Raw genomic sequence first — 12942 nt, forward strand, 5'->3', positions numbered from 1 at the left:
ATATCATTTTCCCATCCAACTAATTTTTGGTTCCGTACCACTTTTTATACGCTGAATATTTGCTCTGTGTCGATACACTACAAAGATTGCTAATATACCAATTACAATAATTAAAGGTAAATCTCTTGTAAAGAGACTTACAATAAAAGCTGAACCAGCAGCTATAATAGAAGATAAGGATACAAATTTAGTCCATTTTAACGATCCTAAGAACACAAATAATAAAAGCAAGAAGATAAAAGGTGCGTATCCTAATAAAACTCCAGCAGAAGTTGCAACGGCTTTTCCACCTTTAAACTTAGCGAAAATAGGAAACATATGCCCTATTACTGCGAAGACACCAGCAATCAGTTCATGAATATCAGGTGTTAAAGAAGCAGCAAGTACAACTGCTAATGTTCCTTTTAATATATCCGCTAACGTTACGACGATTCCAGCTTTTTTTCCTAATGTACGAAAAGTGTTTGTACCACCAAGATTTCCTGAACCATGATCTCTTATGTCAATTCCATAAAAAGCTTTCCCTACAATTAATCCAGAAGGAATAGATCCGAGTATATAAGCTACAAGAATAATCCACACCTGATCCATTAATCACTTCTCCTTTACTAATTCCATAATATATTACCTGCTACTAATACCCACTTATAGTTTACCATGAATAGTGTACGTGATGGAAAATAATTTATGACAAACATCTGTTTCTAACCATAAATTCTCACATTTAAATGATTAATTTACCTTTAGACTTTCCTCATATTTTAGTAGGATAAAAAAGAGAGGAGATTGATCGATGAATACACCTTTAGTAGAATACAACAAAACTAGAAACAAAAACAATGTATTACGGATAAGTATTTTTTTATTTGCCTTATTATCCACTGGAGGTACCATTCTTTATCTTATATATAATGGCTCACCCATAAAAATAGATTATCAACGCGACATCTCAGCTGTTTGGGTAAACGAGGAAAAACAAATAAATACACGTATACTTGTGGAGAAAGAAAACTATATATCTGTCAACTTTTTAATAGAGAACATAGATGATGGAATTCATATGAACGAGGATCAAACAATGGTGATTGTAACACCGTCAAAAAACATTGTATTTTTAAAAGAAAATGAAAAAAGTGTAAGAATAAATGATGACATCAACCAGCTTTCCATTCCTGCATACGTGACGGAATCTGGAGAAGCATATTTATCCAAAGAAATGATTGAAGCAGTATACCCTGTAAAATTTACCATTCTAAAGAATGGTGAATTAAAATTAGCAAAAGACAAAGGCAAACGAACGACTGCTACGATTATTAAACAACCATTAATTGATGAAGTAAAGCTTCGTCAAGAACCATCCTTACTTTCTCCATATTATGAGACAATAGAGATACATGAACAAATTCAAATCCTTTCTGAAAAAGGAGATATGCTATATGTGGAAACGAAGAACGGTACGAAAGGGTATGTAAACCAAGATAGTGTTGATCATAAAGAGGAAGAAGCGATTGTTATTAATAGTCCACTTCCCATTTATCCTTCTGCGCCTATTAATGAACCAATACGCTTAACTTGGGAAGCGGTATATACAAAAAACCCAACGCCGTCTAATTTGGGTAAAATGGATGGATTAAATGTCGTTTCTCCTACTTGGTTTCATCTAGAAGATGAAAAAGGAACTCTTAAGAATCTAGCATCTTCCTCTTATATGGAGTGGGCAAAGAGTCGTGATTATCATGTATGGGCATTGTTTTCAAATAATTTTGATCCTGAGCTCACACATCAAGTATTAAAAGACTACGAAACTAGGAAAAGAATGATTGATACGCTTCTTCACTATGTTGCTATCTATAAATTGGACGGAATTAATATCGACTTTGAAAATGTCAATTTAGAAGATGGCCCATTATTTACCCAGTTTGTAAGAGAGGTAAGTGCCTCTCTCCATCAAGTAGGGAAAGTGGTTTCTGTAGACGTCACGTTTATTTCTACCTCTGGTAATTGGAGTGCTTTCTTAGAGAGAGAAAAGTTGGCAGAGGTAGTCGATTATATGATGGTAATGGCTTATGATGAGCACTGGGGATCTTCTCCAGTCGCTGGATCTGTTGCAAGTATTCCATGGGTAGAGGCAAACTTACAACGACTTTTAGAACAAGTACCATCTGAAAAGGTAGTACTAGGAGTTCCTCTTTATACACGACTATGGAAAGAAGAAGTAACAGATGCAGGAGATATAAGTGTGTCATCTGAAGCATTAAGTATGTCAAAAGCCGCTAAATGGATAAAGGAAAGAAATTTGACCCCTATTTATGAGGAAGAAACAGGGCAAGATTTCGTCTCCTACCAAGAAGGAAATGTAACATACAAAATGTGGTTGGAAAATGAAACTTCTTTAAAGAAAAGAGCAAAAATAACAAACAAATATAACTTAGCTGGAGTGGCAACATGGGCGAGATTCTTCGGAACAGATGATGCATTCGCTACGCTCCATGATACCTTTTTAACGCTAGAGGCCAGAGGAGATGCTATGCCTAATTTATAGAAAGATGTACCCCACTTTGATGTAGTCAAAGTGGGTTTTTCATATTTTTCGCAGAAATTCATAAAATAAACTGTTTAAAGCTCGTTCTTATCGTTTAAAGGAGTGGATTTAGGGTAACGTTTATTGGTAGGAAGTAAATAATGGTAGGTGGAGAAATGATTGAATTCAAGCAAGTTACGAAACAGTTTCAAGATGGAACAATTGGTGTGGACAATTTATCCTTAAAAATAGAGAAAGGTGAATTTGTCTCATTAATTGGTCCTAGTGGCTGTGGTAAAACGACAACGATGAAAATGATTAATCGTTTAATAGAACCAACAAGTGGAGATATTTTTATAGAAGGAAACAGTATATTGAAACAGTCTCCAGTGGAATTGCGAAGATCTATTGGCTATGTCATTCAACAAATAGGATTATTACCACATATGACAGTAGAAGAAAACGTCGCAATCGTTCCTAAGCTACTTGGATGGGAAAAACAAAAGATTAAATCGAAAACAGAAGAGTTGATGGATTTAGTAGGTCTTGATCCAAATGTCTATAGATATAAGTATCCACTTGAGCTTAGTGGGGGCCAACAACAGCGTATAGGGGTAATCAGAGCTTTAGCAGCAGAACCTCCAATTATACTCATGGATGAGCCTTTTAGTGCACTAGATCCCATTACGCGTGAAAAACTACAAGATGAATTAAAAATTATTCAAAAAGAAATACAGAAAACAGTAGTCTTTGTAACACATGATATGGATGAAGCATTAAAGATGTCAGATAAACTAGCTATCTTACATAAAGGTCAATTAGTGCAGCTAGGTACTCCAGAAGATATTACAACTAATCCTGAGACATCGTTCGTTAAGAGCTTTATCGGAAATAGGCAGACTGGTAAACAATTTTTGAAGGACTATTTATCTTATTTTAGAAACATTCAAGTAGATGAAAATGATGTAATGTATGTAACGGAAGATTTCTCTATCCATGATTTCCTCTTAAAAGCATATCAATTAAGAGAGCCAATGGTTGGAATAAAAGATAAAAATGTATATGTAGAAACAAATACCTTGGTTCGTGTCTTACTAGAAGCTTTAGAAGAGAGGAGGACTTCTGTTGGGTGAGTTTTTGGATACCGTAGTTAGTAGACAAGATTTGTTGTGGACTTCTTTACTACAACACTTATACTTGTCTTTCGTTTCTATTGTAATAGCATTAATCATTGCAGTGCCGCTTGGAGTCATCATTTCAAGGAAGCAACGACTGGCAGAGTGGTTTATTGGGATTACAGCAATTTTTCAAACAATTCCTAGTTTAGCACTATTCGGATTTTTGGTACCATTCTTAGGTACCGGCAATACCATTGCTATATTAGCATTGACTATATACGCTTTACTACCAATCTTACGTAACACCTATACGGGTATTAGCGGTGTAGACCGAAGTATTATTGAAGCAGCAAAAGGAATGGGGATGACAGAATGGCAAATTCTCCAAAAAGTAGAGTTGCCATTATCACTTCCGGTATTAATGGCCGGCATTAGAACTGCTACCGTACTGACAGTTGGTGTTGCAACATTAGCAACCTTTGTAGGAGCAGGAGGTTTAGGTGATGTTATTTATCGTGGTTTATCCACATACAATTCAAATTTGGTCCTTGCTGGTGCAATTCCTTCTGCTTTGTTAGCGATAGGGTTTGATTTATTGTTACGATTCATTGAAAAAAAAGCAACACCAAAAGGCTTACATACATAAAGGAGAGATTATTATGAAGAAATTAATAGGACTAAGTCTAGGAATGATGCTACTTTTAGCTGGATGCGGAAACGGAGGAGGAAATGAGGAGGATGTGATAAAAATATCAGGAAAGAAATGGACAGAACAATATATTCTTCCACACATCCTGTCTGAATATATTCAAGCAAAGACCGATTATGAAGTCACGGTTGATGAAGGATTAGGGGAGGTAACGATCCTTACACCAGCGTTAGAAAAAGGAGACATTGACATTTACGTCGAATACTCTGGTACTGGATTAGAGGCCGTATTAAAAGAAAAAGCGAAAGAAGGAGAAACGGCAGATGAAATTCTTAAGAGAGTACGTGCTGGCTATGAAGAGCAATTAAATGCTACTTGGTTAGAGCCGCTTGGCTTCGAAAATACGTATGTATTAGCGTATCGTAACGATGCTGGTATCGATGCAGAGACATTTACTGACCTAGCTACAAAGTCAGGAGACCTATCTTTTGGAGGACCTCATGAATTTTATGAGCGTGAAGATGGATATGATACTTTGGCAGAAGCATATAGTTTTCAGTTTAAAGAAAAAAAGAGCTTTGATCCTAACATCATGTACGAAGCTGTGAAAAATAAAGAAGTAGATGTTATTCCAGCTTTTACAACAGATGCTCGGATTGATCGTTTTGAGTTGGCTTATGCGAAAGATGACAAAAAATTCTTCCCGTCTTATTTTGCTGCTCCAGTAGTTCGTGAGGAAGTGTTAGAGCAATATCCTGAACTAGAAGGCGTGCTGAATGAATTAGCAGGTAAAATTTCAGAGGATCAAATGCGAGAAATGAATGCAAAGGTAGATATTGATGGAGAAGACCCTAAGCAAGTTGCAATCAACTTCTTAAAGGAAGCGGGTTTAATAGAATAAAAAAAATCCCCTAATGGGGATTTTTTTATTTGTCTAGTGCTGTCTTTAGCACATCTAAATTACGTTTCATAAGACTGATATATGTTTCGTTAGAAGAGCGATCCTCTTCCGTGGCAACCTCTAAATTATGCAATTGTAAGCTATCTGCACCAATTTCATTTTTTATTACTTCCACAACTTTTGGGGAGATATTTTGCTCAAATAAAACATGCTTAATGTTATGAGCTTGCGCTTCTTCAATAATACCTTGTAAAGCACGTTGAGAAGGTTCCTGCGTAGGGGATAGTCCTGTAACAGCTATCTGCTCTAAACCATATCGATCTCCCCAATATCCATATGCTGCGTGGGATACTAAAATTTCTTTTTCTTCATATGCTGAAAGCGCATCTGTAAACTCTTGATCTAAAGCTGTTAATTCAGACTTTAACGTTTCAAAGTTTTTATTAAATGTTTCCTCTTGTTCAGGCATTTTTTCTACTAGTGCTTCTTTTACTGCTTCTGCTAACTGAATTGACCTTTTGGGGTCTAACCACACATGCGGATCTTCATCACCATGATTATGACCTTCATGACCTTTTTCTTCATGAGCATGTTCTTCGTCATGATTGTGACCTTCTTCTTCATGTGCATGTTCTTCGTCATGATTGTGACCTTCTTCTTCATGAGCATGTTCTTCGTCATGACTGTGGCCTTCTTCTTCATGAACATGAACGCCTTCATTCGAAGAGATCAATTCAATATTTTCTGCTGTTTTTACTAATGAAACTTTCTCATTAACCATTGTATCTTCTACCACTTGCGTAAGTGCTTCATAATTCATTCCAATATAAAAGAAAAGGTCGGCTTCTGCGATTTCTGTCATATCTTTTGTACTAGGTTCGTAAGTATGTGCATCAACGCCATTTGGATAAACTGATTTAACATCGACATACTCTCCACCAATTTTTTTTGCAAAATCCTCTAGAGGAAAGATAGTGGTATAAACTGTTAGTTGATCAGCGGATTCCTCTGTATTTCCTGAGTTGTTTTCTTTGTTAGAAGAAGAGCAACCGGCTAATAAAAGAGCTGCAGTTAGTCCAATTACTGCAAAAATATTTTTCTTCATTTTATATCTCCTTTTTTTATATTTATCGTTATTCCGAAATAAGGAATTCCGGAAGCGGGTCTTTAAACGAAGTCCAATCTTGCTCTAGTTCCTCATTAGTTAATAGACACTTTTCTAAATCGTTTCTGATTTCTTCCTCATCCATATGGATACCGATTAAAACGATCTCATTTTTTCTATCCCCAAAAATAGGGTGCCAATTTTCTAGAAGAGAGGGATCTTCTTTAAATTGTTCTTTCTGTTCTTCTTCGCTATATGTTGCTACCCATTCTCCTGCACCTTGAAGAGTAACAGAGGATCCAGCTTGAGATAGTAAACCGGACATGTTATTACGAGTAGCTAACCATAAGAAACCTTTAGAACGAACAATTTCCATCGGCCATTGATTCATCCAATTCATTAATCTTTCTGGATGAAACGGCTTTGAAGCTCGAAAAACAAAAGAGGAAATTCCGTACTCTTCGCTTTCAGGAACGTGCTCATTGTTTAACTCTTTAATCCAACCAGCTCCTTGAGAGGCCTTGTCAAAATCAAAAAGATTGGTATGAAGAATTTTATTCAATTCAATCTTCGCTTGGCTTGTCGGATAGATCTTTGCTTCTGGATTCATCGTTGTTAACAAGTGTACAAGTTGTTCTACCACATGCGCTTCCACTAAATCCACTTTATTTAGTATAATAACGTTCGCAAATTCAATTTGATCAATCAATAAGTCTGCAATATCTCGATGATCTTCTGAATCTACTCCTTGTTGTCTTTCTACTAATGTTTCTCCAGATTCATAATCTGTAAAGAAACGATTTGCATCCACAACGGTAACCATTGTATCTAAACTTGTTGCATCTGCCAACTGAATAGAAAGAGTTTCATCTTCATAAACAAATGTCTGTGCAACCGGGATTGGTTCACTTATCCCACTTGATTCAATAACGATGTAATCAATGTTTCCTTTTTGTACTAAATTGTTTACTTCAATCATTAAGTCTTCACGTAGTGTACAACAAATACAGCCATTTTGCATTTCTACTAATGATTCTTCGGAACGAATGAATTCTTCATTGTTTACGAGCATTCCATCTATATTGATTTCGCTCATATCATTTACAATGACAGCGACACGTAACCCTTCACGATTCTTTAAAATATGTTGCAATAACGTCGTTTTACCAGAACCTAAATACCCACTTAACACTGTAACAGGGACTTTTTTCATCTTTACACCTCTAATTGTATACGTAATGATTCCGCTTTAAACAATAACATGGTGAATAACATCTGTAAACCATAATGATTACGATTTTGTTTTCAACACTTTTGTTGCATGAAAACACGAAGTCTCATACCATAATAAGAGAAGAGGTGATTATATAATGAAAGATTGGACTCGTGAGGAATTAGGAGAAATACTCCGTAGTAGTAAAAAAATTGCTGTTATAGGGCTTAGTGACAACCCTACAAGAACATCATATATGGTATCTGCAGCTATGCAACAAGCTGGATATAAAATAATCCCAATAAATCCTACAATTAATACATCATTAGGTGAAAAAGCATTTGATCATCTTGATGACTTAAATGATCAAGTGGACATTGTGAATATCTTCCGTCGACCAGAATTTTTACAAGACTTGTTACCTGGTATTTTGTCGCTAAAGTATAAACCTATTATTTGGACTCAACTAGGTGTTGTAGATGAAAACTTTTACAACGAGTTGGTGAAAAACGGATTCCAAGTAATCATGGACCGCTGCATTAAAGTAGAACATAGCATGACGAAAAGGAAATAAAAAGACGAATTTTGCTTCATTTTTCCTTAAACTTTATAGCTTTTCTGTAAAAATACGTTTTCACAAAGTCGTTTTCACGATAAAATAGGTCATAGTTGCCAACGGAACGACACTCTTGTATCGTAAGAACAAACGTTCGTTTTGGTTGAAATGGAAAGTCGTGCTCTTTATGGGCACGTTGTTTTATAAAGGGGGAAGTTTTTGTGGCAAAAAAGCCAGTTCAATTCGATTATAACGATGATGCCATTCAGGTACTAGAAGGGCTAGAAGCAGTGCGTAAAAGACCTGGTATGTATATTGGTTCAACAGATGCACGAGGACTCCACCATTTAGTTTATGAAATTGTAGACAACGCGGTGGATGAAGCCCTTGCTGGATACGGAAACGAAATCATCGTAAGCATACATAAAGATAACAGTATAGAAGTAATTGATAAGGGTAGAGGTATGCCTACTGGTATGCATAAACTCGGTAAGCCTACTCCAGAAGTAATTTTCACGGTGCTCCATGCAGGAGGAAAATTTGGCCAGGGTGGTTACAAAACAAGTGGTGGGCTTCATGGTGTTGGTGCTTCGGTTGTGAACGCTTTATCTGAATGGGTAACCGTTACAATTAAAAGAGATGGCATCATTTATGAGCAGCGATTTGAAAATGGTGGAAAGCCTGTCTCTACATTAGAAAAGATAGGGAAAACAAAAGAATCAGGAACTACTGTTCATTTTAAACCAGATCCAACCATGTTCTCCACAATTACATATAACTTTGATACGTTATCAGAACGATTAAGAGAATCTGCTTTTTTATTAAAAGGAATGAAAATTGTTTTAAGAGATCTACGTCATGATCAAGAAGAAGTGTATCATTTTGAGAATGGTATTGAAGCATTTGTAGAGTATTTAAATGAAGATAAAGATGAAATTCACCCGGTTGTATTCTTTGAAGGTGAATCAAACGGAATTGAAATGGAATATGCTTTTCAGTTCAATGATGGCTTTTCAGAGAATGTATTGTCTTTTGTAAATAATGTTCGTACAAAAGATGGTGGAACACATGAAGCTGGTGCCAAGTCTGCCATGACTAGGGTATTTAATGAACATGCAAGAAAAATGTCATTGCTTAAAGATCGTGACAAAAACCTGGAAGGATCAGATATTAGAGAAGGCTTAACAGCGATTGTTTCTGTCCGAATTCCTGAAGAGTTACTTCAATTTGAAGGACAAACAAAAGGGAAATTAGGAACTAGCGAAGCGCGTTCTTCTATTGATGCAATCGTTTCAGAGAAACTTGCTTACTATCTTCAAGAGAACACAGATACTGCTAACTTACTAATTAAAAAAGCAATCAAAGCTGCTCAGGCAAGGGAAGCTGCTAGAAAAGCAAGAGAAGAAGCAAGAAGTGGGAAGAAAAGAAAGAAATCGGAAACAGTTTTGTCTGGTAAGTTAACCCCTGCACAGTCGAGAAATCCTGACCGAAACGAACTTTATCTTGTAGAGGGTGACTCTGCAGGTGGTTCTGCAAAACAAGGTCGAGATCGAAAATTCCAAGCTGTGTTACCACTACGAGGTAAGGTAATTAATACAGAAAAAGCTAAATTAGCTGATATTTTTAAGAATGAAGAGATTAATACCATCATCCATGCTATTGGTGCAGGTGTTGGTCCTGACTTTGAGGTTAGTGATATGAATTATGACAAAGTTGTCATTATGACAGATGCTGACACGGACGGCGCTCATATTCAAGTATTATTACTAACGTTCTTTTACCGTTACATGAAACCGATGCTTGAAGCTGGAAAAGTCTATATTGCGCTTCCGCCTCTTTACAAAGTTAGTAGAGGGTCTGGAAAAAAAGAAGTGATTGAATACGCTTGGACAGATGAAGAATTAAATGGTGCAATTAAGAAAGTTGGCAGAGGTTATATGATTCAACGTTATAAAGGTTTGGGAGAAATGAATGCAGACCAACTGTGGGAAACGACCATGAATCCTGAATCTAGAACACTAATTCGCGTTCGAATAGACGATGCTGCTCGTGCCGAGAGAAGGATTACCACGTTAATGGGCGACAAAGTAGAACCGAGAAGAAAGTGGATTGAAAATAACGTAGCGTTTGGCCTTGATGACGACCAAAATATTTTAGAAAACGAAAACATCTCGGTCGTGAAGGAGGACTAATCTATGTCATTGTTTGAAAGGTATCAAGATTTACCATTAGAAGATGTTGTAGGTGATCGTTTTGGTCGCTACAGTAAATATATTATTCAAGATCGCGCACTACCAGATGCACGAGATGGATTAAAACCAGTTCAACGACGTATTCTTTTTGCCATGCATATGGATGGAAATACGTTCGAAAGAAATTTCCGAAAATCAGCTAAAACTGTTGGGAACGTAATTGGTAACTATCACCCTCACGGTGACACGTCTGTTTACGATGCAATGGTACGTATGAGTCAAGATTGGAAAGTTAGAAATTTATTAATTCAAATGCACGGAAACAACGGAAGTATTGACGGAGATCCACCTGCCGCAATGCGTTATACAGAAGCGAGGCTATCAGCGATTTCTTCTGAATTATTGAGAGATATCGAAAAAGAAACAGTAGAATTCATTCCTAACTTTGATGATACTGCAGAAGAGCCGACTGTTCTGCCAGCTCGTTTTCCAAATCTTTTAGTTAATGGTTCTACAGGTATTTCTGCTGGATATGCAACAGAAATACCACCTCATTCTCTAGAAGAAATCATCGATGGTACGATTCTTAGAATTGATCGTCCAGATTGCTCTGTGGACGATTTAATGACTATCATTAAAGGTCCTGACTTCCCAACAGGCGGTATTATTCAAGGGGTAGATGGAATAAAGAAAGCTTATGAATCTGGAAAAGGAAAAATGATGATTCGCGGGAAAGCCGTAATTGAGGATCTTCGCGGCGGTAGACAACAAATTGTTATTACAGAAATTCCATTTGAGATTAATAAAGCTAATTTAGTGAAAAAAATGGACGAGCTTCGTTTAGACCGTAAAGTAGAAGGAATTTCCGAAATTAGAGATGAAACGGATCGTACAGGACTTCGAGTAGTTGTAGAGCTTAAGAAAGAAGCAGATGCACAAGGAGTTCTAAATTTCCTATATAAGAATACAGATTTACAAATTACATACAACTTTAATATGGTTGCCATTCATCATAGACGACCTAAGTTAATGGGATTAAGAGAGCTTCTAGATGCATATATCGAGCATCAAAAAGAAGTGATTTCTAAAAGATCTCAATTCGACTTACGAAAAGCGAAAGAGCGTCAACACATCGTTGCGGGATTAATGAAAGCTCTGTCAATTTTAGATGAAGTTATTTCGACAATCAGAGCATCTAAAGATAAACGTGATGCAAAGGATAATCTAATCTCTAAATATCAGTTTACAGAAGTGCAGGCTGAAGCGATTGTCTCCTTACAGTTATATCGATTAACGAATACAGACATAACAGCACTTCAGCAAGAGGCTGATGAACTGGATCAAAAGATTAAAGAGCTGACAGAGATCCTAAATAGTGAATCGAAACTTACGGGTGTAATAAAAAAGCAATTAAGAGAAGTGAAAAAGCAATATGCTGATGGCAGACGAACTTTGATTGAAGAAAAGATTGAAGAGTTAAAGATTAATTTGGAAGTGTTAGTAGCGAGTGAAGACGTTATGTTAACTGTAACGCAGGATGGTTACTTAAAACGAACTAGTTTACGTTCTTATTCCGCTTCAGGTGGACAAGACCTGGCGATGAAAGAAACGGATCGTTGTATCTTTGCAAAAGAGGTTAACACGACCGAATCTATGCTTGCTTTCACAAACAAAGGAAATTACATATTCCTACCGATTCATGAAATACCAGATATCAGGTGGAAAGATATGGGTCAGCACATTGGAACCATTGTGCCAATCGATAAAGATGAACAAGTTATTCATGTGGAACATGTCAGCAACTTTGATACAGGGCAATACATTCTATTTGTCACGAAAAATGGGATGATCAAGAAATCTGAGTTAAGTCTTTATAAAGCTCAACGTTATTCCAAGCCTCTTGTTGCTTTAAATGTAAAGTCTGGTGATGAATTAATATCTGTTATGCTGGCAACTGACGCTGATGATGTGTTCTTATCAACCGCAACCGGTTATGGCCTATGGTTTAGTGTAGAAGAAGTGTCGTTAGTAGGTGCAAGAGCAGCAGGTGTAAAAGGTATTAACTTAAAAGAGGATGATAAGGTCATAGGAGCTGGCTTAATCAGAGCCAACACTTCTCCAAATATCATTGTTACAACACAGCGTGGAGCAATGAAAAAAATGAAATTAAATGAGTTTGAGAAATCAAGCAGAGCTAAACGTGGTTCTGTCATGTTAAGAGAATTAAAAAACAACCCGCATCGATTAGTAAGTTTAGTTGTGACAGAGGAGGATGTACTAGTGCATCTCGTTACAACCAAAGGGTATGTAGAGGAAGTATCTACTGGTGATTTACGTTTCGGAGAGAGGTATTCAAATGGATCGTTCTATGTAGATGATACGGACCAAGGAACGGTAATTACTATGTACCCAATAGTCTCTACGGCAATCAAGCCAGAGACGAAATAAGAAAAGAGGAGACGGAGACGTTTCCTCTTTTTTTGTTTCGTGATTAGTAACAACTCATCGTTAACCACGTGATGTGGCTTGTTCTTAGATGAGTCTCCTTTATTTAAAGAGACTGAAGTAGTACCAAATGGCAATAGTAATAATTGAGTGGTATGAAAAAACGTATGTTCTATACATGTCAGAAAACATAACACAGGAAATAAAAAACTATTGTACAATCATTTTATATTTGGTAAAGT

The 12942-nt window shown here is 36.6% G+C and carries 10 protein-coding genes; 7 read left to right on the forward strand and 3 right to left on the reverse strand.

Annotated elements, in window-relative coordinates; genetic code table 11:
• Positions 1-3: 3 nt before the first annotated feature.
• Positions 4-591: a glycerol-3-phosphate 1-O-acyltransferase PlsY gene (gene plsY, locus G8O30_RS05615; protein WP_239673999.1), complete on the reverse strand. Its 588-nt coding sequence runs from the start codon at positions 589-591 to the stop codon at positions 4-6.
• A gap of 202 nt (positions 592-793) precedes the next feature.
• Between plsY and G8O30_RS05620 the strand changes: the two genes are divergently transcribed.
• The 4 genes from G8O30_RS05620 (at position 794) to G8O30_RS05635 (ending at position 5189) form a co-directional block, all read left to right on the forward strand.
• On the forward strand, positions 794-2542 hold the full coding sequence (locus G8O30_RS05620; RefSeq protein WP_239674000.1) for a glycosyl hydrolase family 18 protein: 1749 nt from the start codon (positions 794-796) through the stop codon (positions 2540-2542).
• A 155-nt stretch (positions 2543-2697) separates the two neighbouring features.
• Positions 2698-3654, forward strand: a complete 957-nt coding sequence (locus G8O30_RS05625) for an ABC transporter ATP-binding protein (protein WP_239674502.1) — start codon at positions 2698-2700, stop codon at positions 3652-3654.
• Positions 3647-4285: an ABC transporter permease gene (locus G8O30_RS05630; RefSeq protein WP_239674001.1), complete on the forward strand. Its 639-nt coding sequence runs from the start codon at positions 3647-3649 to the stop codon at positions 4283-4285. Before G8O30_RS05625 ends, G8O30_RS05630 begins: the two co-directional genes overlap by 8 nt.
• Before the next feature lie 13 nt (positions 4286-4298).
• Positions 4299-5189, forward strand: coding sequence for a glycine betaine ABC transporter substrate-binding protein (locus G8O30_RS05635; RefSeq protein WP_239674002.1), 891 nt, complete (start codon positions 4299-4301; stop codon positions 5187-5189).
• A gap of 25 nt (positions 5190-5214) precedes the next feature.
• On the opposite strand, the gene G8O30_RS05640 is transcribed toward G8O30_RS05635, so the two are convergent.
• Together G8O30_RS05640 and G8O30_RS05645 are read right to left on the reverse strand one after the other, a co-directional pair.
• Positions 5215-6294, reverse strand: coding sequence for a metal ABC transporter solute-binding protein, Zn/Mn family (locus G8O30_RS05640; protein WP_239674003.1), 1080 nt, complete (start codon positions 6292-6294; stop codon positions 5215-5217).
• 28 nt (positions 6295-6322) lie between these two features.
• On the reverse strand, positions 6323-7507 hold the full coding sequence (locus tag G8O30_RS05645; protein ID WP_239674004.1) for a GTP-binding protein: 1185 nt from the start codon (positions 7505-7507) through the stop codon (positions 6323-6325).
• 157 nt (positions 7508-7664) lie between these two features.
• On the opposite strand from G8O30_RS05645, the gene G8O30_RS05650 reads away from it, so the two are divergent.
• The 3 genes from G8O30_RS05650 to parC all read left to right on the forward strand — a co-directional run bounded on the left by G8O30_RS05650 (position 7665) and on the right by parC (position 12703).
• Positions 7665-8081 (forward strand): CoA-binding protein, encoded by a 417-nt coding sequence (locus tag G8O30_RS05650; RefSeq protein ID WP_239674005.1) that lies wholly within the window; start codon positions 7665-7667, stop codon positions 8079-8081.
• A 203-nt stretch (positions 8082-8284) separates the two neighbouring features.
• Complete coding sequence (gene parE, locus G8O30_RS05655) at positions 8285-10255, forward strand: DNA topoisomerase IV subunit B (RefSeq protein ID WP_239674006.1); 1971 nt, start codon at positions 8285-8287, stop codon at positions 10253-10255.
• Between the two features lie 3 nt (positions 10256-10258).
• Entirely contained in the window at positions 10259-12703 is a 2445-nt protein-coding gene (gene parC, locus G8O30_RS05660; protein WP_239674007.1) for a DNA topoisomerase IV subunit A, read from the forward strand.
• Positions 12704-12942: the final 239 nt, after the last annotated feature.

The sequence above is a fragment of the Mangrovibacillus cuniculi genome (assembly GCF_015482585.1).
Classification (GTDB): domain Bacteria; phylum Bacillota; class Bacilli; order Bacillales; family R1DC41; genus Mangrovibacillus; species Mangrovibacillus cuniculi.

Coding starts and splice junctions, on each gene's coding strand:
- plsY (WP_239673999.1), bottom strand. CDS start 591: ATGGATCAGGTGTGGATTATTCTTGTAGCTTATATACTCGGATCTATT.
- G8O30_RS05620 (WP_239674000.1), top strand. CDS start 794: ATGAATACACCTTTAGTAGAATACAACAAAACTAGAAACAAAAACAAT.
- G8O30_RS05625 (WP_239674502.1), top strand. CDS start 2,698: ATGATTGAATTCAAGCAAGTTACGAAACAGTTTCAAGATGGAACAATT.
- G8O30_RS05635 (WP_239674002.1), top strand. CDS start 4,299: ATGAAGAAATTAATAGGACTAAGTCTAGGAATGATGCTACTTTTAGCT.
- G8O30_RS05640 (WP_239674003.1), bottom strand. CDS start 6,294: ATGAAGAAAAATATTTTTGCAGTAATTGGACTAACTGCAGCTCTTTTA.
- G8O30_RS05645 (WP_239674004.1), bottom strand. CDS start 7,507: ATGAAAAAAGTCCCTGTTACAGTGTTAAGTGGGTATTTAGGTTCTGGT.
- G8O30_RS05650 (WP_239674005.1), top strand. CDS start 7,665: ATGAAAGATTGGACTCGTGAGGAATTAGGAGAAATACTCCGTAGTAGT.
- parC (WP_239674007.1), top strand. CDS start 10,259: ATGTCATTGTTTGAAAGGTATCAAGATTTACCATTAGAAGATGTTGTA.